We start from the raw sequence: 25204 nt of genomic DNA, 5'->3' as shown, positions 1-25204 counted from the left end.
GCGACACCAAATCTTCGAAAGAACTATTTTTGAGTATAGTTATGAACGAATTTACTCACTTTTCTTAATGTCTCAGGTTGAACTTCTGGAAATACACCGTGACCTAAGTTAAATATATGCTTGCCACGCGCCATTCCTTGATCAAGTATATCTTTTAGTCGTGATTCGATAACATCCCATGGTGCTAATAATAATGAAGGGTCGAGATTACCTTGTAGTGTCTTGTTTACTCCCATTTGATCAGCCTGATTAATAGATGTTCTCCAATCTAGACCTAAAACATCAATAGGTAAATCATTCCATTCATTAATTAAATGACTTGCGCCTACCCCGAAAAGTATCACAGGTACATCATAATGAGCTTTGATACCACTCACTAATTTCTTCATAGCTGGCTTGATATAATAATTATAGTCTTGGACGTTTAGTGCTCCTACCCAAGAATCAAAGATTTGTATTAATTCAGCACCAGCCTCAATTTGAGCGACTACATATTTGATTGACACATCTACAAGATGATCCATTAGTGCAAACCATGTAGGTTCGTCTCCATACATCATGGCTTTAGTAAAATTATAATTTTTAGAAGGACCTCCTTCAATCATATAAGATGCTAATGTGAACGGCGCACCTGTAAAACCAATCAACGGTACATTTAATTTTTCCTCTGTAAGCAATTTGATTGTTTCTAAAACATAAGGTACATCTCTTTTAGGATCTATCTGAGATAATTTTTCAACATCTTGTACTGACTTAATAGGGTTTGAAATCACTGGTCCAATACCAGATTTAATTTCTACATCTACACCTATGGGTTTTAAAGGTGTCATAATATCCTTATAAAGAACAGCCGCATCAGTATTGTAATTATCTACTGGTAAATGCGTAACATACGCACATAATTCTGGTTGATGCGTAATTTCAAAAAGTGAATATTTTTCTTTAAGTTTGCGATACTCAGGTTGAGAACGTCCTGCTTGTCTCATAAACCAAACTGGAGTGTGTGACGTTGATTCACCTTTTATTGTCTTTAATATCGTATCGTTATTACTATGCACCCTAGCGTCCTCCTACATTAAAATCATTCTTATCTATAATAGCATATTGTATACAATTTCGTATTTTATTATGCTTAAATGTCATAAAAAAGACATAGTACTTTTATTTATAAAACCTAGCTTTATAAACTTTAAAAATATACTTTATTTTTATTAAAAAACGGGTAAGTAATCCTAGATATTCTAATAACGTTAAATTATATATTTAATTTTATTTTTAGTTAAATTTGTAAATTTAGGATGAATTCTATTACTTTTAATTAGAAAATCTGAACTTTTGCAGTAGCAAAAGGAATTTTATAATCGTATAATAAGACAAAACAAGGGAGGTTTGTATCATGAATTTATATACATCTTATGGGACATATGGATTCTTAAATCAAATTAAATTGAATAATCCAGATCATGACCTATTTCAGTTTTCTGCTTCCGATACATCAGTCATTTTAGAAGAAACTGAAGATAAGTCAGTTTTAAAACATCCTAGTTCTTACAATGTACTCTACCAAGTTGGAGAATTTAACGAAAATCATTTCTACTGTGCTTTGTTCATTCCCTCTTCAGAGGATCATAGTAATCAACTAGAGAAAAAATTATTGCACTTAGGCGCACCTTTTGATTCATTCGCTGGATTCAAAAGTTATCGATTATTAAAACCTTTAGAAGGTAATACTTATAAAATATACTTTGGCTTCGCAAATCGCACTGCCTATGAAGACTTCAAGGCTTCAGAATTATTTAATGATAATTTTTCTAAAGTAGCTTTAAGTCAATTCTTTGGAGCAAGTGGTCAACATTCAAGTTATTTTGAAAGATACTTGTATCCAATTGATGAAAACTAATATCAATATAAAAAGTTCTTAGCGTATTGTATTGAACGCTAAGAACTTTTTTTAGTCTCTTAATAAAGTTTCCTGATATTTTAACTTTTTAATGGTACTTCTTATTGTTAACCACCCTACAATAAAGAAAAGTAAAGCAAAGAAGAACAATGTAGGATGTTTTATAACAAATACTATTGTAAAGATAATACCTACACCGATCATTAATCGGTATAAAAATTGTTCATATCCTTTGATAACTTTCGTATCAGGGACTGGCCATACTTGTGGCCATAAACCATATGCTTGTTGAGTATAGAACTGAGCCATTTGTAATAATGTAATATACATAAATAAGCTTCCTATAATCAGAGATACGATTGGATTTGATAACCATAACATTAAAACGAGTGCTATAATCACTAATCGAAAAATGATACTAAACGCGTCTCGTCCTCTTACAAAGCTTCTTACAAATAAGAATAAGTACATACGATTTTCATTAAACTTGTTACCTTTTGGAGTGGGTAATATGAAATCTAAATAACTTCTACGTACTGCTGACTCTCTTAAATGTTTCACATCAGTAAACATATTTACAAATTTATAATAATTCGTATGTTTTTGTTGCTCAATCGCTATCATTCTCTCCCAAGGAAATAATTGCTTTTTGCTATTCAATTTTAAAATTAATAACAATACCCCTACGATGAAAATAAATATAATAGCAAAGTAATTATGAAATCTTAAAATTAAATAAAATGTTATACCAAATAGTACAAATAATAATAAATTAATTGTCCAACTTGAAAGATTTAGCTTTAACCACTGCCATTTAACAAGTAATCCTAAATAAGGAAAAATGATAGCACTTATAGCAAATACAATATAAAATGCAAAATGGTTATCATTTAATTTATAAAATAAAGGAAATAGTATAATAAGAAGTATGACTTGTAAAAAAATTCTTGAACTATAACTATATATTAAACTTACTTGCATATAATCTTTCATATGTTTCTCAAATGGTAATAGAAAAATTTTATCTGCATCTTTTAAAAGTGTTCGAATTGGAAATAATGAAACTAATGCTACAGCAATACTTGCAAATAGTGCATAATCAATATGTTGTGGTATATGTTGTAGCCATTCACCATATCCAAAAATAAATGCACCTAACAATATAAGTAAAAACACCGTGAAATGACCATTAAAAATGAATTTGTTATAGTAACTTTTTTCTTTACGAATCGCTTTATATCTCCGATTAAACAGAGATAATGATTGATTATTCATTGGCATTGCCACCTTGTGTAACATGTATATAAATATCATCTAAGGTTCTATCATACAGACCTGTTTGTTCACGTAGTTCATCTAAGTTACCAAACGCAACAACTTTCCCTTGATCTAAAATAATAAATCTATCACAGTAACGTTCCGCTGTAGCAAGTATATGTGTACTCATTAAGACAGTTCGATTTTCGTTTTTCTTTTCAACCATTAAATCAAGCATTGATTGTATTCCCAAAGGATCGAGACCTAAGAATGGCTCATCGATGATATACAATTCTGGATCAACGATGAAAGCACAAATGATCATGACCTTTTGTTTCATTCCTTTTGAGAAATGACTTGGAAAGACTTTTAATTCATTTTCTAAACGAAATACTTTTAAAAGAGGCTCAGCACGACGCATTGCCTCTTCCCTACTTAGTTGGTAGGCCATAGCAGTCATCTCTATATGCTCTTCTAATGTAAGTTCTTCATAAATCACTGGTGCTTCTGGAATATATGATAATTTTCTTCTATATACTTCAATGTCATCATTAATATTTGTATCAGAAATGGATAATGAACCTTCCATTGGATTAAGAAGTCCTAACATATGTTTAATTGTTGTACTTTTTCCTGCACCGTTAAGACCAATTAAACCAACAATTTCGCCTTTTTTTAACTCAAAATTTATATCTTTGATTACAGGACGTTTTCCATATCCGCCTGTAAGATGTTCAACTTTTACTGTCATAAGGCACCTCCATGCAAACTATTGTACCAAAAAATAATGTTTTAACCTAAAATAATCATTGCTATCATGTTGTTTTAAATTGAGTAATGCTATAATAATGACTAACAAATGATAAAGAGGAGTGTCATTGTTATGTCAGAAACTATTTTCAGTAAAATTATTTCTGGAGAAATTCCAAGCTTTAAAATTTATGAAAATGACTACGTTTATGCCTTTCTAGATATTTCACAAGTGACGAAAGGTCACACATTATTAGTTCCTAAAAAAGTTTCGGCTAATATTTTTGAGACTGATGAAGAAACAATGAAACATATTGGAGTGGCTTTACCTAAGGTAGCCAATGCTATTAAAGCCGCTTTTAACCCAGATGGATTAAATATCATTCAAAATAATGGAGAGTTTGCAGATCAGTCTGTATTTCATCTTCACTTCCATCTTATCCCAAGATATGAAAATGATATCGATGGCTTTGGATATAAGTGGGAAACGCATGAAGATACAATTAATGACGACGCTAAAAAAGAAATTGCTGAACAAATTCAAGCACAATTTGATTAATCGTGCATATTCCTTGTTATACTGGGTATGATAAAAATAATACAAATATCCGACATATAAAGTGAGGAGAATAAAAAATGAAAGTCACAAGAATATTATTTGGCTTAGGTGTAGGTGCTGCAGCAGGATTTGCAGTAGCATTAAGAAATCGTGACGACCATAGTGTCAAACATAATACAATTGATGCGAGCCAACCTACAGGAGCACAATCTGAACTTGAACGAGAAATTGAAACTATGAAACAAACATTTAATGATATTCTTAATTATGGTTCTCAAATTAAGAATGAAAGTGTTGAATATGGTAGTTCAATTGGAGATGAGTTTAAAGAGTTAATTGGTAACTTTAAATCTGATATTAACCCTAATATCGAAAAGCTCCAAACTCATATTGAAAATTTACAAAACCGTGGAGAAGATATAAGCAACGCTTTCTCTAAAGATAAGTAATTTCATTAGCTATGGCATGATGCCATAGCTTTTTTATTTTACTTAATCATAATTTCATATAGACATTTTAACACTAACTTCATTAATGACTTTATCAACTTCTTTTTTGTAAATTAAACTGCCCCTTGACTATTCCTGTGAACACGTAGATAATACGTATCGAACATTAACACAGAGATGAGGCTTACATTATGTATTTATGCACTCGACAAATTGATATACATGCAAGATTTGGAATTCAAAGAATTGCTTTCATGAGTATAGTAGCAACTATTATTACCTTTTTAGTAAGCTATGAAATTATGTACTATTTCTCTGATACTCCTTTATCAGATCGACATTTTATCATTTTATTAATCTTTATAATTTTAATGTATCCCATTCATAAAATCATGCATCTTGTTTTCTTTTTGCCATTCTATAAATCTTTTAGAGTCCATAAATTAGTTAAAAAGAAATGGCTGCCATATTTTAATACGTATGTTAATACGCCTGTCCATAAAGTATATTTTTGTATAAATTTAATTTTACCTATATTATTATTAACTGGCATTTTTGTTCTGTTAAGTATTCATCTACCTCAATATGGTCACTATTTTATGTTTTTATTATCATTAAATATTGGCTTTTCTATGATGGATATTTTATATTTGAAAATCTTACTTTTCTCAAATGATGGTCATTATGTAGAAGAACATCAATCTGGTCTACATATTTTAAACAAAGTGAATAATCCTATATCAACTAGAACTTCGCTCTAGTTAAGGGGATTACCATCTTTTGCGTAATTGTATTTAATTTTCATAAATATTAATTAAATATGCAAAATTAAAATATATAATATTTAATCACCCCCCATCCTAGTCATACTATAGTCTTAGGACGGGGGTTTCTAATTGGTAGTCTCTAAATAATATGTTATATTTACGTTGATTAATACATAAAGGAGCTATCAACTTATGAAATTGATGAATAAAATTATTGTTCCCGTGACCGCTAGCGCGCTGTTACTTGGTGCTTGTGGCTCAAATGCAACAGAATCTAAAGATAATACATTGATTTCTTCTAAAGCAGGAGATGTAAAAGTCGCTGACGTGATGAAGAAAATCGGAAATGAACAAATTGCTAATACTTCATTTAACATTGTTTTAAATAAAATCTTAGCTGATAAATACAAAGATAAAGTCGATACTAAAGACGTTGATGAAGATATTAAGAAAGAAGAAAAACAATATGGCGGTAAAGATCAATTTGAAAGCATACTGAAACAGCAAGGTATGTCATTAGATGATTATAAAGAACAGAAAAAACTTTCTGCTTATCAAAAACAACTATTACTAGATAAAGTGAAAGTCTCTGATAAAAATATTAAAGATAATTCTAAAAAAGCTTCTCATATTTTAATAAAAGTAAAATCTAAATCTAGTGATAAAGAAGGTCTTTCAGATAAAAAAGCAAAAGAAAAAGCTGAAAAAATCCAAAAAGAAGTAGAAAAAAATCCTAGTAAATTTGGTGAAATCGCTAAAAAAGAATCTATGGATAGTTCTTCAGCTAAGAAAGATGGTTCATTAGGTTATGTAATTAAAGGTCAAATGGTAGATAGCTTCGAAAAAGCGCTATTTAAATTAAAAGAAGGTCAAGTTTCTAAAGTAGTTAAAACTGATTATGGTTATCATATCATTAAAGCTGATAAAGAAAATGACTTTAATAAAGAAAAATCTAACCTTAAAGAAAAAATTATTGAACAAAAAGTACAGAAAAAACCTAAATTGTTAACAGATGCTTATAAAGATTTATTAGATGATTATAAAGTAGATTACAAAGATAGAGATATTAAAAAAGCTGTTGAAAATTCAATTTTAGATCCAGATAAAATTAAACAACAACAGCAGCAACAGCAATCTTCACAAGGTGGTGCCTCTGGTTCAGGCTCTGCAGGTTTAACAAGTAGTGGGTCATAATCAATAACTCATTGGTGTGATTGATATAAGTTTTGCATTTTATCTAGAAAGTGTTATAATACAATTAACAAGGATATCAAGCATATATGCACCAAATCCCCTCACTATGGCAGTAGTGAGGGGATTTTTTGGTGTGGCTTATTTTAGTTGTCGCCTATTTACGTTTATCGTTGCGAGTGCGTAGCCAATGCGCGAATAAAGCAACGATACAACCACTGGTTGCCGTGGTCATGATGTGTACAAAGATATCAAATAACATATATGCACCTCCTTCCCTTGTCATATTGACGCCTGAGAAGAGAAGATAGGCGACCTATTTATTATAACACTGAACTTTAGCTAATTAAATTTGAATATAAAAAAGTGCAAAGCCCGTTGTATCATAATACCACTTGAATCAATCCCGACTCTGTAGCAACTTTACAAAGATAGCTTTGCACTAAAAATATTTAATCTAAACTTGTAGGATTATAGAATTGGCGATTTTCTAAACCAAAAATGCGTTCAGTAAATTGACCTTTATCCGTTTTCTTAAATGCTTTCTCAAACATGTTCATTTTTGCATCAATATTATCAATAAAGAATAAAATTTCAGCTTCTTTCAAATGAGGTAGTTTAGGTGACCCGAATTCCATTTTACCGTGGTGTGCTAAGATCATATGTCTTAATAACATCACTTCTTCACCTTCAATACCTAATTCTTTAGCCGATTCAGCTACTTCATCACTAGCAATTGAAATATGGCCTAGCAAATTACCTTCGACAGTATAAGTCGTTGCAACTGGTCCACTTAACTCTCTGACCTTTCCTAAGTCATGTAAAATAATCGCACTATATAATAAGCTTCTATTTAATAGCGGATAAATATCACAGATTGACTTAGCAATACGTAACATAGTTAAAACGTGATAGCTTAGACCGCTTGCAAAATTATGATGATGTGAACTTGCTGCTGGATACGTAAAGAAACGGTCTTGATATTTCTTTATTAAATGACGCGTTATACGTTGTAAATTTGCGTTTTCAATATCTAACATAAAATGCGAAAGCGCTTCTTTAATTTCATCAGGCGTCATAGGTGCTCCATCAACAAAATCTTTAGTTGATAAATTGTCTTCAGGTTTAGCTAAACGCACTTGATTTACTTTCATCTGTTTACGACCACGATAATTAATCACATCGCCTTTAACATGAACAATTTCTTCAGGTTTAAGGTTCTGCATATCCTCTTTCGTTGCAGTCCATAATTTCGCTTCTATATCACCACTTTTATCTTGGAGGTAAAGTGTCATGTAATCTTTACCTTGAGCAGTGACACCCTGAGTCGCACGATGAATTAAGAAAAAGTGATCAACTGAATCGCCGGGATTTAAATTTTCTACATTTCTCATTTTTTCCCGCCTTCCTCTAGTTTATTAAGAATAATCATTTCTTTTGAAGGGATAATATTATCTTTAGTGCATGTAAAGTAAAGCACTTGATAATTTTGAGATAATTCTCTTAAATAATTTAACATTCTTTCTTTTCTATGTTTGTCAAAATGAACAAATGCGTCATCCACAATAATTGGGAATGGATAGTATGGTTTTAATACTTTAATTAAACTAATTCTAAGAGCAACATACAATAATTCTTTTGTAGATTGACTTAGTTCAACAGGTTCGAAAACTTGTCCATTATCATGTTTGACATGAATTGAATCATCTCCAGTATAATTAATCATTGTATATGCACCATTTGTAAGATACTTGAATATAGATACAGCTTCTTGGATAACTTGTGGTAAACGCTTATCTTTGATTTGCTTAATATGTTCTTCTACTAAATTTTGAAGATAACTTAAGCTTGTCCAATCTTTAGCGATATCATTTAGTCTATTTTTTAAACTGTAATATTCATGTCTTAATTGTGCAAGTGTCGAATCTGTTTCCATATGATTAATTTGAGCAGTTAAATCACTGACTTCAGCTTGCATATTTAAATATTGATCGTTATATTGATCTACTTGTCTCGCTAATGTATCATCTTCTTCGTCTAATTGAGCGGTTGTTTTTTCACTTAATTTAGAACTCATTTCATATGAGTAATTTTGGTTCTCTAAGTATTGAGTTAAATCATTAAATCTATTTAAGTTACTATGATACGTTTCGTAATCTTGATGATGTGAATAATAACTTTCCTCATCTTCAACATTGACGAAATCAAATAGCTCTTTGATGATATTTTTATTTTCACTTAAGCGTGATTTAAGATGCTTGAGCTCATTTGTTAATAACTGTGTTTCTTCTTGATTCTTATGCCAATTATCGTTGTTGTCTTTAGCATTTTTTAGCCATTGATTAACATCGTGGAAGAACGACATTGTATTAAAATGACTAAAATGTGGACTCGTTACGTCTTTAGCGTGTTTATAAAATTGATTAATTTCATCCATAAGTTGACTACGCTTGTGATTCAACTCTTTGACGTAATTATCATGAGACTTAATATTACTCATTGAGGTAATACTTTCAACGATAAGTTCATCAGATATCTTAGGAGATAAATATAATTCTTTCTTCACGTTGTTAATATTATCTGATAATGAATCTAAACGATTTTGCGCCTCATCCATTGATTTATTTAAATATGCATTCTTTTCATCTAACATTTCTTTTGCTTTAATAGCATTTTGCCATTGCTCACGAATGCGATGTTGATGATCTAAATCAAAATCTAAATTGTAGTTGCTTTCTAAATGTTCAAGTTGACTTTCCAAGTCATTAATTTCTTGGTTCATTGCTACACCATAATCAACATCTTTAGTTTTTGCTAAGAAGATACCTACAATAAAGATGACGGTTAGAATCGCAAAGACAATACCAAAAATCATGTTAGTCGTTACAAATGAAAATACAGTTAATGCCGCACCTATGATAGCTAAAGCAATAAATGCAAGTCTAAGTAATTTTTGACGTTGATTTTTACGAATTTGTTCTTCTTCAAATGATTCTTTTAATTTTTCATATAAGTTTTCTTTTTCGTGTAATTCTAATACCTGCTGTGAATATTCCTTTTTCTTTTCAAAAGTTTCCTCAGGAACTAATTCATTCTCTAGTTGATCAAGTTCATTACTATTTGAATTACGTTCAATTTTATTATCTTCAAGACCACGTTCTAGTTGTAAAATATAAGCATTTTGTTCTTGCTTACCACGAATTTGCTCACTTACATGACTTTTCATAGCTTCAGAACTATCTACTTCATGATGTGGTTCATTCCACCCAATAGTGTTTTGTAAACTTTCTTGTTCTCTTTGTTTATCAGAGATATCTTTTTCAACTGAACGCAACTCATATTCTTTTTGTTTAATTTCATTTTCTTGTTGATATAAGGAATTAATTGCATCAATATCTTTAGTTTCTACTGGAAAGATATTTTTAGCTTCTTGCTTAAGTTGAGCTAAACGTTCTTCTTTAAGACCAATATCCTTTTCAAGTGATTGTTGAAACGACTTAGCAGTCTCATAACGGTCTATACCTTTTTCAGGAAATTTTAGAGGTTCGATATTTAGAACTTGTTCTAATCCTTTCCATTCTTGCGTTTGATCATGCAGTGCAACCTCTTTTTGTTTAGCTTCATGCATCTTGGATAACTGATTTAAATTTTGTTTTAAATGTTCTAATCTGCGAGAAGATTTATCTCTCTCATCTACTAAGCGATGATATGTGTCTAATTTACTTTCTTCTTCACGTATCTGGCTTTCAAGATGCTTGAGTTGTTCGATTTGTTGGTTAATAATTGGATTTTTACCAGACTTTTTATACAATTCTTCTTTCTTTTGTCCTATGGTATCTCTCATGCTAGTGAATTCAGTTGAACCTAAAGCACCTGCTTGTAATAAGTAATCTTGTAATTGTTTTTCATCTAAATTCCGATGAATATCTTGTAACCCTAAAACGTTGAAAGAGAATATACCTTGATACGTTTTCTTTGTAATGTAATTGAGTTTCTTATTTAGCCATGACTCGTCGCGTGTAGAACCATCTGAGAGGTAAACTTTGACATCACCTTGAGCGCTACCTTTAATTCTCTCAACTTCAGCTTCAGTACCATCGTCAAATATTAAAGCTAATTTACCACCATATTGATTTCCTAACCTAGGTTCCAAACGAGGTTCTCTAGATTTTTTAGTAGGAAAACCGAATAAAATTGAATGTATAAATGCTTGAATCGTTGATTTTCCTGCTTCATTTTCACCAAAAATTTCAGTAAAACCTTTATTAAAGTCTATCTTACGTTGAACAAATTGACCGTATCCATAAATTTCTAGTGATTTAATTATCATTTTGTTCACCTCTCATATCATCTTTTAAAAGACTTTCAGCATGATTAATTAATTCGGTTTTATCAAATTCTGTATAATCATCTAAGAATTTAGATGCACGAGGATTTAAGTATAAATCCGTCATAGCAGAATCAAAGACCGATGTGTCTTCCAACAAATCTGAGGAGAACTCATTTACAAGAGGTGATTCATCACTTTGAACATATTTAATATTTAAATCTTCTATAAACACAAACTGATTTTCATTTTCTTCATACTCTGTAATCATCTCTTTAACTTGAACCAAGTCTTGTGGTGCAATAAAATCTTCACTATTTACGCGTACATTTAATCTATAGAAAGCTTTACCTTCAGGTCTTACTTTATCTTTGAAAGACTGTATATCTTCGTATAGCTCTTGTTTAGACGTATGATTAGTATCAATGGTTGCTTCCTCAAATTTAATAAATTGAGTAGGATAAAATTGTGTTGTTAAATTAAGATGATCTCCTTCAATTAATAAACAACCTTTTTCACCTAATTCATTAAAATGTCTACCTTGAATATTACCGGGATAGTTAATTACTGGCATATCACTGAGTTGTTCACGTTCATGTATATGACCTAACGCCCAATAGTGGTATAATCGACTATTTAAGTCTTCTAACCTAAATTCTGTATAACGGTCTTTGACTGAGGATTTACTATACGTGCCATGTAAAACACCAATATGTATCCCTTTTTGACCTTGGCTTGATGGATAAGCATCAATTTTATTTTCATAACTTGTATCATTTTGATAACTAAAGCCATGTATAAAAATTGTTTCCCCATCTTTAGTGATCGCTTGATACGTTTCTACTTGATTTGAAAAAACTGAAACGTTGTTTGGCCAAATTGAAGATATCTTTGAAGATAGAGGATCATGATTACCATGACATACATATACAAATACTTGTTCTTTACGTAATCTTTCAAACTGTTCTTTTAAAAAGACTTCCGCACGTAATGTTCTATTCTCATTATCGAATAAATCCCCAGCAATGATAATGAAATCTACTTCTTTTTTTAATGCCAAATCTACTATATTTTTAAAACTTTCATAGGCACTTTTTTGTACATCTTCAAATATTTTAGGGCTTAAATGACTTTTAGATTTGAAGGGACTGTCTAAGTGTAAATCAGCACAGTGTATAAATTTAACCATAAGTTTAATTCTCCTTATAAAAGCCGTAAAGTTAAAAGAAATAATGCAATTTGAATATACTTCATTTGTTGATAAAAATTATAAATATTGATATTAAGACAGACTAATGACTATATATTAATAAGCTATGTATCATGAAAAATAACTTTACTTTATATTAAATTATTTTACCATAACACTTTGAGTCCAGTCGACGACAAACCAAGACATTCATTTTAATTTTATACCTACTCAAAACTATGACGTTAATACAAATTTTAAAGTATCACCTTTGAACTCGTTTATAAATTTGTAAACGAGAGTATTCTAAGGTACAAATGTATAAAAAATGTCTACAAAGTCTGTAACTTTGTAGACATTCAAAATTTAAAATGATTTTTCACTTTTATAGAAAAGTATTAAAATTAGTCAGCGTAAATTTCATCTAATGGTTTTACGATGATTTGGTTAATTTCTTGGAATACTTGGCTCATTTTTTGCTCAGCATTCATTAATTCAGAGATATTTTCATCTTTTTCGATAGCTTGAGCTTGTTCTTGAGCTTTTTGTAAATCCTCTTCAGGAATATCTTCACCTTGCATTTGTTTTTGTTGGAAACTAATTTGAGTTTCACGGAATTCGTCGAATAATTTTTTTGATTCTTCATTTTCTTTAACTTTAGCAAATGCATCTTTAATAGCTTTATATTCTTCACTGTCTCTTAAAGCTTGTTCTAATTGATTTGCATAATCGTATAAATTTACTGCCATAGTTGTTTGCACTCCTTTGAGTTAATTTGTGTTTTAACCACTCACAAATAACTTTAACATATATGTCACCTTTAGACAAAGATTGCAATTACACCTTGGAAGAAACCAATAATTCCTCCAAGTAAAAATCCTAGTGACATAATCAATTTTAATTCTTTATTGGCAATTTCTATAATTAACTTTTCAATGTAATCTAAGTCAAATGTATTAATTTGATCTTCTACTAGTTGTCGCAAATTAATCTTTTTCATTATATTGGTAAGATGTCGTGAAATATTATGAACAATGACTTGAGTAATTTTAGTAGCTGCTTCATTTTCAAGGAAGTGAATAAACTGAGGTGCAAGTTCATATATTGGTAAACGAGCTTTACCATTAAGATCAATATATGAGATTAAAAGATCTGTCGTGGATTTAGAAATAGATTCAAATTGCTCATCACTAACTAATTCTTCTAAATGCTTATTCTTAAGTGTCTCATATTCATTGCGAATGATCTTATTAATAATTACACGTGCTTTCGGATGTTGAGTCAATCGAATAAGTTCATGTTGAATACGTTCTGCGATGCTTTCTTTAGTCATGACCATTTGTAGAAGACCTACAATTTTTCCTTTTTCCTGAAAGAAGGTATCTAACATTTCATATATATCGTGTGAACCTTTTTCAGAATTCAAATATTTTCTAGCTCTCTCGCATAATAAATCAGCTAATTCTTCTACTTTATCATCTGCTAAAACAAACAATTGCTCTGGCAAACATGCTGTTAATGCCTCTTGCTTATGTTGTTGATAAAAGTTTATAAGTTTGTCATTCAAAGTTGTTTTCACCTTATTATTTAATAAATCAGTTACATTAATGTCCAATGCATGAGCAAAATTTTCAATTGTTGCATCTTGAGATTTAAGCTTTTGTATTTGAGTAAGAACTAAGTCTTGAATTGCTTCTTGAGATTGTGGTTGATTTAACTTATGACGAATCATTTCTTCAGTAATTAAATGATCTTCGATAACTTGACCTATTTTCTCAGCTATTTCTCCACGTCTTTTTGGAATTAAACCTGGAGTGAATGGAATTCTCATTTTAAATATATAATATGGTTTAAATGGATGAAATAACATACGTATCGCTATAACATTTGTTATACCACCTATTATAGCCCCTATAATCATCATAAAAGCAATCACTAAAAAAGCGTGCATATTGTTAACTCCCTATTTAAATTTGAAATTGTGGTTAGATTATAACATCAATTAACCTAACTTCATTCTTTTAAAACTTATAAATACAAATTACTAAAAATAAAACGATGAAAATCAAAAATGAATTTCATCGTTAAGTAGAAAAATAATTTTGTTTAATTAAGACAATACATCTGAAATAAGTGATTAAATCATTATAAGATTCTACTATCACTTTTAATTATACATGTAGTAATTCTTCTTTAGCATTTCTATTAAAGTAAGTTTCAGCCTCTCTCAATTTAGAAGTACCGAAGATTGGTTGCTTATCTGCATTTAATACTCGGTAAATGTTACTTACTTTATTACTTTGTAAAATAAATCCATTACGCGTTTCGATTGTATTCCAATAAATATCACTTGTAGTAGCATGATTAGGGTAAGCACAATGATTTCTAGAAATAGTTTGAACGATTTCTAATGGGTCGCAACCAAATGTGCTATTGAGTACATCTGAATCTCTAAATAACGCGCAAATTGAGACACAAGTCGTCCAGTTAGGTAAGACTCTTTCTTTTTCAATTTGTACTAATGTTTTTTTAGAAAGTCCGATTGTTTGAGCCATTGTATCTTGAGTATAGCCCGCTTCAATACGTACCATTTTAAATTTTGTTTGAATTAAATCTGTGAAACTCTGTCTATCCATTCTATTTATCTACCTTTCTAATTGGAAATATTTTATCCGGACACAAGAAATTGCAATAATACACATTTCTTGAAACACAAATTACATCTTAATATATTTTTAATAAAAATAAAAGAGAGAAATGCGTTTTTCTAACTATTTTATTAAAGGCAAAATTATCAAAATAGTTAAATATTTACATTTAACGACATTTTGACTAATTAAATTTAAAATATGTATATTTATTTTATATAATTGCGTTTAGCACATTATATTAATTTATTTTCCATAGCATAAATGGCAGCTTGTGTTCTATCCGTAACTTGTAATTTATTAAATATGTGACTTATATGTGTTTTAATAGTTTTTTCAGATACAAATAATGTTTGAGCAATTTCTTTATTTGTCTTGCCTTTAACCATTTCTCTCAAAACTTCAACTTCTCTTTTAGACAATTTATTAGTAAAATGAGGCTTTTTAGATACTGCTTCAATCACACTTTTAGCTTCAGGATGAATGATACGTTCACCATTTAAAACTTTATGAATTGTTTCAATCAATTTTTGTGGTTCTACGTCTTTCATTTCGTAACCATCAGCACCTTTGTCTATAGCTGATATCACATGTTCATCATCTACATAGCTCGTTAAAACTAAAACTTTGACTTGAGGATATTGTCTTTTTAAAACTTCAGTAATTTCAATTCCATTCATTTCTGGCATCACTAAATCGAGCAACACAATATCAGGCAGATGATGTTGCTCTAAATATGATAGAAATGTTTTGCCATTAGAAAAACCCTTGACTACTTCTAAATCTTCAACTGTTGAAAGTAAAAACTCCAATCCTTGGAGTACGATATGATGATCATCTACTAGTACTACTTTATGCATAATCGTTCTCCTTTTTTTATTACTTTAAAGGTATAGTTATTGTAATGGTAGTACCTTTATTCAATTGTGATTGAATATCTAATTTACCATTCAATGTATGTGTCCGTTGTTTAAGATTATTGATACCACTAGAAGCATTAATATTTACTTCATGCAAGTTAAATCCCTTTCCTAAATCAATAATTTCAATAATGAGATTACCCTGTGTTTGCGTTAGATTTAATGAGACTTCGTTAGTATCGGCATACTTTCTGACATTATTCATCGCCTCTTGTATCATACGATAAATATTTTCTTCTACATGATTAGTTAAATTGATTAAGCCATCAACATGGACGTCTAAATTTAGATTTAAAACATCACTATAGTTATTTAAAGCGTGAATTAATCCGTGCTCTAGTCCTACAGGCTTTAATTGCCAAATCAATGCTCTCATTTCATTAACAGCATTTTGACTCGTTTCTTCTATAGTTTTAAATGCATTTTTAGAAAAATCATCCGATGCCATTCCTTGGGCAGCATGAGCAGTAAGTTTTAACGAGAATAACATTTGATTAACAGAATCATGCAGATCTCGAGCTAAACGGTTACGCTCATTAATCTTAGCCGCTTCTTTTTCTCTATCTGTCAATAATATGCGTTTTATCGCCGAACCTATTTGAAATGCTACAGATTCTAGTAATTCTAAATCTTGCTCGCTATAATGTTTTTTATTTGGTGAAGCAACGTTAAGTAGTCCAAATTGTTCCTCTCCAGAACGCAGTGGCACAGTTGCATGATGCGTAATATCATCTGTTTCTTCTTGATATGCATGATTAGCTAAATTAATTCTTGAACAATTTATAATATTGGACGCTTTAGTTAATTTTTTATTATTATATGCTTTGACACACCAACATGATCCGTTAGTCATATAATGACAATCTTTTTTAGATAATGCACCAGGGAGGTCTACTGAGGAAACGAGTTCATGGTCCCCCTCCTCATTGATAAAAAATATCCATCCAGTCGTGAAGTTACTACCATTAATAAGATAACGTAGTCCTCCATGCATCATGCTATACATCTCTGTTTCTTCATTAAGAAATTCAGCTATTTCTTTTAGTAATGCAAGTCTTGTTGGCTTCTCCATTTTATCGCCCCAATACTATATCCATAATATTTATATTATACATGCCTTAGCTTTATTTTGAAAATGTAATTAAATACACAATTGATAAGTATTTGAAAATTCATTTTCAAAAATAAACATGATATAGAGAGTAATTAATTTGTGTTATGATAATAATGAACTATAGGAGGATATTATGAAATTTACGATACCTGAACAATATAATGAGAAATCTTTAAGAGAGATATTTCAAAATCTCAAACTCCCTAAAAAAGACTTACATCAACTTAATATGTCAAAAGATATAACAATCAATAATCAATCTGCTAAATTAACTGATGTAGTGAGAACCGGTGATTCGGTGTTCATACCTACACCAGAGGAAAAAAGTAATTATTTACCTAGTTATCGTTACGCACAGGTTTTTTATGAAGATGATGACTTTGCGATAGTGATGAAGCCTAAAGGTGTTAAAACTCATCCAAATGATTTAAAAGAGAGTAATACACTTATGAATCATGTAATTTACACAGTTGACAGTGAATATGTCGAACCTATTCATCGTTTAGACCAAGAAACAGTAGGTTTACTTATTGTTGCTAAGAATCCAATTATGAAAAAAATCTTAGATCGAATGTTAGAAGAAAATGAAATTACTCGTATTTACAAAGCTAACGTTAAAGCATTGTTACCAATCAAACCTCAAACAATAGATATGCCTATTGGTAAAGACAAATTCCATCCTAATAAGCGTAGAATTTCAAATACAGGACAACGTGCAATCACTCATATTTTAAATTCTGAGATGATTAAAGAAGGTATATGTCAACTTGATATTAAACTTGATACAGGTCGTACGCATCAAATACGCGTACATTTAGCAGAAATCGGTCACCCTGTAATTGGTGATCCATTATATGGTGATTCAACATTGCGTAAATTAGAACTTAATAGTCATAAAATTGAATTGATTCATCCATTAACACGTGAGTTGGTTTCGGTAAGCTTGGATGATAAAAAGGCATAAGTCTACTACAGTACAGATAGAGGCTCAATAATATGTAATATTAAATAAGCGAGAGACGTATTATTCAATACGCCTCTCGCTTTTATCATAGATTTAATTAGTGAGGGTCAACCATGTCTTCTGGTTTAATCCATTCTTCAAATTGTTCTTCAGTAACATATCCGCTATTTATAGCTGACTCTTTAAGAGTTAATCCCTCTTTATGCGCCTTTTTAGCAATCTGAGCCGCTTTTTCGTAACCTATATGTGGGTTTAATGCTGTAACTAACATTAATGATTGATTTAAGTAATTGTCGATATTTTCTTCAATCGGCTCAATACCTACTGCACAATTATCATTAAATGTTTGCATACCGTCAGCTAATAGATAAATTGATTGTAAAGTATTATGAAGAATAACTGGTTTGAATACATTTAATTCGAAGTTACCTTGTGAACTTGCAAAACCAACTGCAGTATCATTACCCATAACTTGTACTGCGACCATAGTTAACATTTCACATTGTGTTGGATTAACTTTACCAGGCATAATAGATGAACCAGGTTCATTTTCAGGAATAGAAATTTCTGCTAAACCTGCTCTTGGACCTGAAGCTAACCATCTTACATCGTTTGCAATTTTCATTAAATCGCCTGCTAATGCTTTCAATATACCATGTAATTGAACTACTTCATCATGTGCAGTTAAAGCATGGAATTTATTATCAGATGAAACAAAAGCATACCCTGTGTTATCTGAAATAAATTTAGCTACTTTAGCTCCAAACTCTGGATGAGCATTTATTCCAGTTCCCACTGCTGTGCCACCGATAGCTAAACTAAGGATATGTTTCTTAGATTCACTTAAAAGTTCTTCACATTTATCTAACATATATCTCCAACCACTAATTTCTTGGCCTAATTTAATTGGGGTTGCATCTTGTAAATGTGTACGTCCAATTTTAATAATTGATTGATATTGATCTTCTTTTTCTTTTAAAGTATTACGCAGGTTCTTAAGTGCTGGTTCTAATTTTGTTTCAACTTCATGATATAAAGCAACGTGCATTGCTGTTGGGAATGTATCATTAGAGCTTTGTGATTTATTTACGTCATCGTTAGGATGAATCGTTTCATCACTATTATGTTCTTTAAGATACTCATTAGCTACATAGCTTACGACTTCATTTACGTTCATATTACTTTGAGTGCCGCTTCCTGTTTGCCAAACTACTAATGGAAAATGTTCGTCTAGCTCACCTTTAAGGATGCGATCACATGCATATACTATGGCATCTTTTTTCTCATCACTTAACTTTCCTAATTCATTGTTAGCTAACGCTGCCCCTCTTTTTAATTGAGCGAATCCATAAACTACTTCAATTGGCATGCGTTCCTTACCAACTGGGAAATTACGTTTACTTCTTTCAGTTTGAGCACCCCAAAACTTATCTCCAGGTACTTCAATTTCTCCAAAAGTATCATGTTCAATTCTGACTGACATACATTTCTCTCCCCTTATTCATCTTTATTTAATTGTAGTATAGCACTATTTAATTTGTATGGGCAACGATGAGGTGAAACGTTTTCATTTCAAATATTAAAACCCTCATTATGTTCTAATGTGATTAGAAGTAATGAGGGAATATATATAAATTAAGCATTTTTATATTTACTTTTAATAGCTTGTACAATTGCTATAGCTGTTAAAATAAATAAAATTACACTTAACGCAATAGTAAATGGACTAATTGAAACTAAAAATCCTAAAAATCCAGTTAAGCTATTATAGAAACTATTAAGTGTATATATGAGAATACCTGTAATGGCTAAACAGCAAATTACACTGATTACAACGCCGGATTGATTACTTTTAATAAAAGTTTGAGCACTCACATCATCGATTAAACCCTTTGAGAGGTTTAATTGAAGCTGAACAATTTTAAATAGTAAGGGTAAATAGAGAGCTCCTAAAGCAAGCGGAAACGCTTTAATTGAAATTAAACTAATAATGATGGTTGCTATCATCAAATGCAGCCAATATTTTCCTAACATATTTTGAATCTCCTTGAATTATTCACTATTTAGTATCTTATCACAATTCCATAATGAGGTGGAACTTTGTTATAGTAGATGAAAATTTAAAACTAAAAATTAATAAATTTAAAAAGAACTCCAATAAACTAATAAAAGCTAGCTTATTGGAGTCAAATAAATTATTATTCATTATTAAGGTCAGAACGAACATCTTCATCATGAGATTGGTTTAATTTATCTTCATCATTTTCTTCTGAAATTTGTTCCATTTCTTTTCCTAATTCTTTTAAATCATCTAAATCTGTAACCATAGCATTTTCTTCTTCATGATAATTCAATTTAGATTCATGTTCTTTATTCATTATAAAATCCCTCACATAGTTTATTGATTAAACATAACGTGCTGTGAAGTATTCTTTAACATCCTCAGGTAATCCTGCAGCCGCTTCTTTATCTAAAATAACATTTACCATGCGGTGTGCTTTAAGATCTGCTGGCTCATAACTAGATTTGCCGTTTTCACGATATAGTTTTTCAATAACTTCACGTTTATTACTACCTGTAACAACTAAGAAAATTTCTCTAGCTTCCATAAGACCTTGACGTACACTTACATCTAATTTGCCACTTTCATCAATTGAAAGAACTTGAAGGATTAATTTACCTTTATTTTCTTTAGTTTTCATTTTATCTGAAATAAAATCAATTGCATCTTGTTCATAAGAAATTGAATACACTTGGCTTTCAGGTACACCTAATGCTTCATAATAAGATCTATTATCATCATAATCTAAAATATTAATTTGGCTGAAATCTACAGCATGCGTATCTACATTTTTCTTAAGTTCATCTAATACAGGTGCGTGATCTTTTTCTAAGTGAAAACCTGCAATTGTAGTTGGATTATTATTAAATTGTTTACGAATAATATCTGCAGCATATTCTGCTACTCTTTCACTATTTTCAAATACTTTAAAGTTCATTGCCATATTAATTACACTCCTCTAAGTTTGCTCTTTACATAGAATGGTTGATATTAATTTCAAGTATACCCTTTTAAACAATTTATCAAACCAAGTAAATTCAGATTAATGTTAGTACTTCATGATTAAATATAACATTTCTAACTAAATGATGACATTTATATATTTTTAAAAAATAAAATTTAATTATGAAAGATTTGGAAATTCTTGTTGTCTTAAGGCTTCATAAATCAATAGTGCAGCCGTATTAGATAAATTTAATGACCTAATTTTATCGCTCATTGGTATTCTTAAAGCGGTATCAGCATATTTCTCTTTTACCCAATCAGGAAGCCCAGTTGTTTCTCTTCCAAAAATAAAATAATGATTCTCTATTGTATTAGTAAAATCAAAATCGCTATAAGTTTGTTTGCCAAATTTAGTTAACAAGTAATAATTACCTTCAGTGCTATCAAAAAATTCTTCAATGCTTTCATGATATGTAATATTTACATGCTCCCAGTAGTCTAACCCAGCTCTTTTTAACATTTTATCATCTGTACTAAAACCTAAGGGTTTAATAAGATGTAAATGTGTGAAAGTACCAGCACATGTTCTAGCTATATTTCCAGTATTAGCAGGTATCTCTGGTTGAAATAATACAATATGATTTGTCATATTCAGTCTCTCCTCATGTCCAAGCCTTTTTTCATCTCTACTTGAACTTCCTCTATTTCTTTTTCATAATTTTCATTAATAAAAGCCTTTGCGTCTTCACCTTGAATTTGACCTATAGCCCAATAAGCTGTACCTCTAATCATAGGTCTAGGATCATTAAGTGCAACTTCTTTTAGTTCTGGTATGGCACTTTCCTCGTTAAAATGCGCTAAAGCTAGAATTGCGTTTCTTTGTATAGGTTTTTTACCTCGCCACGCTCCAGCCAAATGACCATAAGTGTTCTTAAACTCTTTATTATTCTTTTGCAATAAAGGAACTAAACGTGGTTTTAGGATTTCCGGTTCAAGTACTATATCATCATGTTGAGTATTAATACCTCTATTTTTAGGACACACTTGTTGACATGTGTCACAACCATATAAACGATTTCCTATTTTATAACGGTATTCATCTTGTAGATAACCTTTTGTTTGGGTTAAAAAGCTTATACATTTTTGACTATTCAACTGACCATTACCTACTAATGCACCCGTAGGACATCGATCAACGCAGATTGTACAGTCTCCACAACTGTCTAAAATAGGATCATCTGGTTCGAAAGGTATACTCACTAACATTTCACCTAAATAAGTCCAAGTCCCCAATTCTGGAGAAATAACAAATCCATTTCTACCAACAAATCCTAATCCTGCGCGTTCTGCTACAGCTCTGTCTGAAAGTACACCAGTGTCTACCATAGACTGTATCTCGACATCGGGTACCTTTACTCGTAGAAATTCACTTAATTTATCAAGTCTTTTACGCATAATTGTATGATAATCTTGACCCCAAGAAGCACGCGCAAACATCCCGCGTCGATCACCTCTTACACTTTTAGGTGCACCTTTTAATTTATTTGGGTAACCTACAGCGATTGCGATAATGGAACGCGCACTCGGTAAACTTAGTTTAGGTTCAGTTCTTAGAGCGATGTCTGATTCTTCAAATCCAGATGCAAAACCTTTTGAATGATAGCTTTCCAATTTTTGTTTTAGCTCATCAAATGGATCTGCAGTTGTGAAACCTATACTATCAATGCCAATCGAATGGGCATAGTCGATAATCTCTCTTTTTAACTGCTTGTAATCCACAAGCTTTGCCCCCTCACATAAAATTACATATGTCATTTTAACACATGTTTAAATAGGATAACGTTGTGAGTTTTTATTTTTCTAAAAAAAAGATAGAACTGAAATCAATGACATAGTGAAAGATTTCTACGTTCTATCTTAATTTAAATATCATCTTATTGTAATACACGAGATAAGAAATTTTGAGTTCTTTCTTGTTGAGGATGTTCAAAAATTGCTGTTGGCTTACCTGATTCCACTACAACGCCATCTGCCATAAAAATCACTTTATCACTAACTTCTTTAGCAAAGTTCATTTCATGCGTAACAATTACCATCGTCATTCCATCTTTAGCTAAATCTCTCATTACTTTTAATACATCTCCTACAACCTCCGGGTCTAACGCAGATGTAGGCTCATCAAATAATAAAACATCTGGTTTCATAGCTAATGCCCTAGCGATGGCAACCCTTTGTTTCTGTCCTCCAGATAATTGATTAGGATATGCATCTGCTTTATCCTTTAAACCTACCTTATCTAATAAAGCTAAAGCGGTATCTTTTAACTGCTCTTTATCCCCTTTAAGCAACATCTTAGGTGCTAACATAATATTATCTATCACTTTTTTATGAGGAAATAGATTGAAGTTTTGAAATACCATCCCCATTTTTTGACGTAATTCATCTAAATGAACATTTTTATGAGTTAAATCATTACCTTCAAAAATAACTTGTCCTTTCGTAGGTGTTTCAAGTAAATTCATACAACGTAACAACGTACTTTTACCACTACCTGAAGGACCTATAATAGCAACTACTTCTCCTTGAGAAACTTCTAGATTAATATCTTTAAGAACTTCATGATTTCCAAACTTTTTGTTCAAATTTTTAATTTTAATCACTAGCTTTCATTCTCCCTTCAACTAAACTCATGATGCGTGATAATGCAAACGTTAAAATAAAGTATAGAACTGCAGCAACGATTAAAGGTGTAAAAGGATCGAATGAAATACCTTGAACAACTTGAGCATTAAACATAATTTCGCCTACACCAATAGTTGAAACAATCGATGATTCTTTAATAAGCGTAACAAATTCATTTCCTAAAGCTGGTAAAATATTTTTAATCGCTTGAGGCATAATGACCGACTTCATAGTTTGAATGTAGTTTAAACCTAAACTTCTTGCTGCCTCCATCTGACCTTTGTCCACAGCATTGATACCTGCTCTAATAATTTCTGCTATGTAAGCTGATGAATTTATGATAAGTGCTATTGTTCCACATATAAGTGCGGAAACATCTAAGCCAAGTGCTGCTGTGGTACCAAAGAATACAATAAATACTTGTACTAACATTGGTGTTCCTCTTAAGAATTCAATATAAATACTTGCTAACCAAGATAATGGTTTAAATTTATTTATTTTCAATAATGCGATAAAAGCACCTAGTATAGAACCTAAAATAACGCCTACTAATGAGATTAAAATAGTGTTTTTAATTCCTTTAATAAAGAAACTTCCATATTTTGTGAAGAAATTCCCATCATCTTGCATATCCTGAGCTGCTTGATTCATATACTTATCAATAAGGTTTTTGTTGTTTACTTCATCAATAGTTTGATTTAAATGCTTTAGTAAAATTGGCGAATTTTTGGGAACTGCTATACATGTAGGTTTCTTTTCTTCATTAAATTTTACATCAGCGAATTCTAATTCAGGATTTTGTTTTAAATACGCTTCTCCTACTGGTTTTTCAACAATTGTTCCTACAACTTTACCACTTTTAAGAGCTAAAATTGACTCAGGTAATCGATTTAGAGAGGATACTTGACTATCTTTTATTTCATTATGGGCTATTTTCTCTTGATCAGTTCCTTTTTGAGCAGCAATTTTCTTACCTGTGAAATCTTTCAAATCTTTATATTTATTTTTATCTGATTTTTTAACTAACATTACATTATTTGTCATCATGTACGGCTCGGTAAAATCTACTTCCTTTTTTCTTTCCGGTGTTGTAGTCATACCAGATATAATGACATCAATTTTTCCAGTTTTTAATGCCCCTAATAAACTATCGAATTGCATATTAATAATTTTTAACTTCAAATGATTATCTTTGGCTATTTTCTTCGCTAGCTCAATATCGACACCTGCATAATCAGTTTTACCATTTTTTATTTTTTCAAATTCTAAAGGTGCATAATCAGCAGATAATCCAACACGAAGTTCACCACGTTGTTTAATCTTGTTCCAATTAGAATCTTCTTCAGCACTAACAATCGGATTTATATATGTAATTGCAGAGCCTAAAAGTAGTGTAATGACTATAAGAATTTTAATAATTTTGTACATACTTTATGAGCCCTCCTAAATAAATATACATTATTATACATAATTACTTATA

26 protein-coding genes are annotated in these 25204 nt (G+C 30.7%); 6 read left to right on the top strand and 20 right to left on the bottom strand.

Going from position 1 to position 25204, the window contains the following annotated elements; genetic code table 11:
- Positions 1-23: 23 nt before the first annotated feature.
- Positions 24-1058, bottom strand: coding sequence for a uroporphyrinogen decarboxylase (hemE, locus tag V6C74_RS05055; RefSeq protein WP_002453565.1), 1035 nt, complete (start codon positions 1056-1058; stop codon positions 24-26).
- 338 nt (positions 1059-1396) lie between these two features.
- On the opposite strand from hemE, the gene traP reads away from it, so the two are divergent.
- Positions 1397-1900, top strand: a complete 504-nt coding sequence (gene traP, locus V6C74_RS05050; RefSeq protein WP_002434692.1) for a signal transduction protein TRAP — start codon at positions 1397-1399, stop codon at positions 1898-1900.
- Between the two features lie 51 nt (positions 1901-1951).
- Here traP and V6C74_RS05045 read toward each other — a convergent pair whose 3' ends face one another.
- Together V6C74_RS05045 and V6C74_RS05040 are read right to left on the bottom strand one after the other, a co-directional pair.
- Positions 1952-3175: an ABC transporter permease gene (locus tag V6C74_RS05045; protein ID WP_002453566.1), complete on the bottom strand. Its 1224-nt coding sequence runs from the start codon at positions 3173-3175 to the stop codon at positions 1952-1954.
- Positions 3168-3908, bottom strand: coding sequence for an ABC transporter ATP-binding protein (locus V6C74_RS05040; protein WP_002453567.1), 741 nt, complete (start codon positions 3906-3908; stop codon positions 3168-3170). Before V6C74_RS05040 ends, V6C74_RS05045 begins: the two co-directional genes overlap by 8 nt.
- Before the next feature lie 132 nt (positions 3909-4040).
- On the opposite strand from V6C74_RS05040, the gene V6C74_RS05035 reads away from it, so the two are divergent.
- The 4 genes from V6C74_RS05035 to V6C74_RS05020 all read left to right on the top strand — a co-directional run bounded on the left by V6C74_RS05035 (position 4041) and on the right by V6C74_RS05020 (position 6876).
- Positions 4041-4466, top strand: a complete 426-nt coding sequence (locus V6C74_RS05035) for an HIT family protein (RefSeq protein ID WP_002434751.1) — start codon at positions 4041-4043, stop codon at positions 4464-4466.
- 77 nt (positions 4467-4543) lie between these two features.
- Positions 4544-4915 (top strand): YtxH domain-containing protein, encoded by a 372-nt coding sequence (locus V6C74_RS05030; RefSeq protein WP_002434824.1) that lies wholly within the window; start codon positions 4544-4546, stop codon positions 4913-4915.
- Between the two features lie 191 nt (positions 4916-5106).
- Positions 5107-5676 (top strand): DUF3267 domain-containing protein, encoded by a 570-nt coding sequence (locus V6C74_RS05025; RefSeq protein WP_002453568.1) that lies wholly within the window; start codon positions 5107-5109, stop codon positions 5674-5676.
- Between the two features lie 198 nt (positions 5677-5874).
- Positions 5875-6876 (top strand): peptidylprolyl isomerase, encoded by a 1002-nt coding sequence (locus V6C74_RS05020; RefSeq protein WP_002453569.1) that lies wholly within the window; start codon positions 5875-5877, stop codon positions 6874-6876.
- A 154-nt stretch (positions 6877-7030) separates the two neighbouring features.
- On the opposite strand, the gene V6C74_RS05015 is transcribed toward V6C74_RS05020, so the two are convergent.
- From V6C74_RS05015 to V6C74_RS04975, 9 genes are all read right to left on the bottom strand, one after another.
- Positions 7031-7135 carry a type I toxin-antitoxin system Fst family toxin gene (locus V6C74_RS05015; RefSeq protein ID WP_016898319.1) on the bottom strand — a complete coding sequence of 35 codons (105 nt, stop codon included), beginning with the start codon at positions 7133-7135 and terminating at the stop codon, positions 7031-7033.
- Between the two features lie 190 nt (positions 7136-7325).
- Positions 7326-8267, bottom strand: a complete 942-nt coding sequence (yhaM, locus tag V6C74_RS05010; RefSeq protein WP_002434737.1) for a 3'-5' exoribonuclease YhaM — start codon at positions 8265-8267, stop codon at positions 7326-7328.
- Entirely contained in the window at positions 8264-11203 is a 2940-nt protein-coding gene (locus V6C74_RS05005; protein WP_016898320.1) for an AAA family ATPase, read from the bottom strand. The genes yhaM and V6C74_RS05005 overlap by 4 nt, the downstream gene beginning before the upstream one ends.
- Positions 11193-12389 carry a DNA repair exonuclease gene (locus tag V6C74_RS05000; RefSeq protein ID WP_103175527.1) on the bottom strand — a complete coding sequence of 399 codons (1197 nt, stop codon included), beginning with the start codon at positions 12387-12389 and terminating at the stop codon, positions 11193-11195. The genes V6C74_RS05005 and V6C74_RS05000 overlap by 11 nt, the downstream gene beginning before the upstream one ends.
- Positions 12390-12793: 404 nt before the next feature.
- The gene (locus tag V6C74_RS04995; protein ID WP_002453572.1) at positions 12794-13138 is read right to left on the bottom strand and encodes a YlbF/YmcA family competence regulator; all 345 of its coding nucleotides are present in this window, start codon (positions 13136-13138) and stop codon (positions 12794-12796) included.
- 71 nt (positions 13139-13209) lie between these two features.
- On the bottom strand, positions 13210-14340 hold the full coding sequence (locus V6C74_RS04990; RefSeq protein WP_016898321.1) for a DUF445 family protein: 1131 nt from the start codon (positions 14338-14340) through the stop codon (positions 13210-13212).
- Positions 14341-14560: 220 nt separating this feature from the next.
- Positions 14561-15025, bottom strand: a complete 465-nt coding sequence (locus tag V6C74_RS04985) for a helix-turn-helix transcriptional regulator (RefSeq protein WP_002453574.1) — start codon at positions 15023-15025, stop codon at positions 14561-14563.
- A gap of 248 nt (positions 15026-15273) precedes the next feature.
- The gene (locus V6C74_RS04980; RefSeq protein WP_103175526.1) at positions 15274-15897 is read right to left on the bottom strand and encodes a response regulator transcription factor; all 624 of its coding nucleotides are present in this window, start codon (positions 15895-15897) and stop codon (positions 15274-15276) included.
- 19 nt (positions 15898-15916) lie between these two features.
- The gene (locus V6C74_RS04975; RefSeq protein WP_016898322.1) at positions 15917-17029 is read right to left on the bottom strand and encodes a GAF domain-containing sensor histidine kinase; all 1113 of its coding nucleotides are present in this window, start codon (positions 17027-17029) and stop codon (positions 15917-15919) included.
- Positions 17030-17204: 175 nt separating this feature from the next.
- On the opposite strand from V6C74_RS04975, the gene V6C74_RS04970 reads away from it, so the two are divergent.
- The gene (locus tag V6C74_RS04970) at positions 17205-18035 is read left to right on the top strand and encodes an RluA family pseudouridine synthase (RefSeq protein ID WP_002453577.1); all 831 of its coding nucleotides are present in this window, start codon (positions 17205-17207) and stop codon (positions 18033-18035) included.
- A 97-nt stretch (positions 18036-18132) separates the two neighbouring features.
- Here V6C74_RS04970 and fumC read toward each other — a convergent pair whose 3' ends face one another.
- The 8 genes from fumC to V6C74_RS04930 form a co-directional block, all read right to left on the bottom strand.
- Positions 18133-19518, bottom strand: coding sequence for a class II fumarate hydratase (gene fumC / locus V6C74_RS04965; protein ID WP_002453578.1), 1386 nt, complete (start codon positions 19516-19518; stop codon positions 18133-18135).
- A 152-nt stretch (positions 19519-19670) separates the two neighbouring features.
- A complete protein-coding gene (locus V6C74_RS04960) occupies positions 19671-20069 on the bottom strand; it encodes a hypothetical protein (RefSeq protein WP_002453579.1) in 399 nt (132 codons plus the stop codon).
- 164 nt (positions 20070-20233) lie between these two features.
- Positions 20234-20413 (bottom strand): SAS053 family protein, encoded by a 180-nt coding sequence (locus tag V6C74_RS04955; protein ID WP_002434789.1) that lies wholly within the window; start codon positions 20411-20413, stop codon positions 20234-20236.
- 27 nt (positions 20414-20440) lie between these two features.
- Positions 20441-21040 (bottom strand): 6-phosphogluconolactonase, encoded by a 600-nt coding sequence (locus V6C74_RS04950; protein ID WP_002453580.1) that lies wholly within the window; start codon positions 21038-21040, stop codon positions 20441-20443.
- A 180-nt stretch (positions 21041-21220) separates the two neighbouring features.
- Positions 21221-21691 (bottom strand): tRNA (uridine(34)/cytosine(34)/5-carboxymethylaminomethyluridine(34)-2'-O)-methyltransferase TrmL, encoded by a 471-nt coding sequence (gene trmL / locus V6C74_RS04945; RefSeq protein WP_002453581.1) that lies wholly within the window; start codon positions 21689-21691, stop codon positions 21221-21223.
- A 2-nt stretch (positions 21692-21693) separates the two neighbouring features.
- The gene (gene queG, locus V6C74_RS04940; protein ID WP_100209048.1) at positions 21694-22857 is read right to left on the bottom strand and encodes a tRNA epoxyqueuosine(34) reductase QueG; all 1164 of its coding nucleotides are present in this window, start codon (positions 22855-22857) and stop codon (positions 21694-21696) included.
- A gap of 119 nt (positions 22858-22976) precedes the next feature.
- Positions 22977-23702, bottom strand: a complete 726-nt coding sequence (locus tag V6C74_RS04935; RefSeq protein WP_002453583.1) for an amino acid ABC transporter ATP-binding protein — start codon at positions 23700-23702, stop codon at positions 22977-22979.
- The gene (locus V6C74_RS04930) at positions 23695-25152 is read right to left on the bottom strand and encodes an ABC transporter substrate-binding protein/permease (protein WP_002453584.1); all 1458 of its coding nucleotides are present in this window, start codon (positions 25150-25152) and stop codon (positions 23695-23697) included. Before V6C74_RS04930 ends, V6C74_RS04935 begins: the two co-directional genes overlap by 8 nt.
- Between the last annotated feature and the right edge of the window lie 52 nt (positions 25153-25204).

It is taken from the genome of Staphylococcus capitis subsp. capitis, assembly GCF_040739495.1.
In the GTDB taxonomy this organism is placed as follows: domain Bacteria; phylum Bacillota; class Bacilli; order Staphylococcales; family Staphylococcaceae; genus Staphylococcus; species Staphylococcus capitis.
The sequence above is the reverse complement of the archived record's forward strand: the minus strand, read 5'-3'. Positions and strand labels throughout refer to the sequence as shown.

Coding starts and splice junctions, on each gene's coding strand:
- traP (WP_002434692.1), top strand. CDS start 1,397: ATGAATTTATATACATCTTATGGGACATATGGATTCTTAAATCAAATT.
- V6C74_RS05045 (WP_002453566.1), bottom strand. CDS start 3,175: ATGAATAATCAATCATTATCTCTGTTTAATCGGAGATATAAAGCGATT.
- V6C74_RS05040 (WP_002453567.1), bottom strand. CDS start 3,908: ATGACAGTAAAAGTTGAACATCTTACAGGCGGATATGGAAAACGTCCT.
- V6C74_RS05035 (WP_002434751.1), top strand. CDS start 4,041: ATGTCAGAAACTATTTTCAGTAAAATTATTTCTGGAGAAATTCCAAGC.
- V6C74_RS05030 (WP_002434824.1), top strand. CDS start 4,544: ATGAAAGTCACAAGAATATTATTTGGCTTAGGTGTAGGTGCTGCAGCA.
- V6C74_RS05025 (WP_002453568.1), top strand. CDS start 5,107: ATGTATTTATGCACTCGACAAATTGATATACATGCAAGATTTGGAATT.
- V6C74_RS05020 (WP_002453569.1), top strand. CDS start 5,875: ATGAAATTGATGAATAAAATTATTGTTCCCGTGACCGCTAGCGCGCTG.
- V6C74_RS05015 (WP_016898319.1), bottom strand. CDS start 7,135: ATGTTATTTGATATCTTTGTACACATCATGACCACGGCAACCAGTGGT.
- yhaM (WP_002434737.1), bottom strand. CDS start 8,267: ATGAGAAATGTAGAAAATTTAAATCCCGGCGATTCAGTTGATCACTTT.
- V6C74_RS05005 (WP_016898320.1), bottom strand. CDS start 11,203: ATGATAATTAAATCACTAGAAATTTATGGATACGGTCAATTTGTTCAA.
- V6C74_RS05000 (WP_103175527.1), bottom strand. CDS start 12,389: ATGGTTAAATTTATACACTGTGCTGATTTACACTTAGACAGTCCCTTC.
- V6C74_RS04995 (WP_002453572.1), bottom strand. CDS start 13,138: ATGGCAGTAAATTTATACGATTATGCAAATCAATTAGAACAAGCTTTA.
- V6C74_RS04990 (WP_016898321.1), bottom strand. CDS start 14,340: ATGCACGCTTTTTTAGTGATTGCTTTTATGATGATTATAGGGGCTATA.
- V6C74_RS04985 (WP_002453574.1), bottom strand. CDS start 15,025: ATGGATAGACAGAGTTTCACAGATTTAATTCAAACAAAATTTAAAATG.
- V6C74_RS04980 (WP_103175526.1), bottom strand. CDS start 15,897: ATGCATAAAGTAGTACTAGTAGATGATCATCATATCGTACTCCAAGGA.
- V6C74_RS04975 (WP_016898322.1), bottom strand. CDS start 17,029: ATGGAGAAGCCAACAAGACTTGCATTACTAAAAGAAATAGCTGAATTT.
- V6C74_RS04970 (WP_002453577.1), top strand. CDS start 17,205: ATGAAATTTACGATACCTGAACAATATAATGAGAAATCTTTAAGAGAG.
- fumC (WP_002453578.1), bottom strand. CDS start 19,518: ATGTCAGTCAGAATTGAACATGATACTTTTGGAGAAATTGAAGTACCT.
- V6C74_RS04960 (WP_002453579.1), bottom strand. CDS start 20,069: ATGTTAGGAAAATATTGGCTGCATTTGATGATAGCAACCATCATTATT.
- V6C74_RS04955 (WP_002434789.1), bottom strand. CDS start 20,413: ATGAATAAAGAACATGAATCTAAATTGAATTATCATGAAGAAGAAAAT.
- V6C74_RS04950 (WP_002453580.1), bottom strand. CDS start 21,040: ATGGCAATGAACTTTAAAGTATTTGAAAATAGTGAAAGAGTAGCAGAA.
- trmL (WP_002453581.1), bottom strand. CDS start 21,691: ATGACAAATCATATTGTATTATTTCAACCAGAGATACCTGCTAATACT.
- queG (WP_100209048.1), bottom strand. CDS start 22,857: ATGACATATGTAATTTTATGTGAGGGGGCAAAGCTTGTGGATTACAAG.
- V6C74_RS04930 (WP_002453584.1), bottom strand. CDS start 25,152: ATGTACAAAATTATTAAAATTCTTATAGTCATTACACTACTTTTAGGC.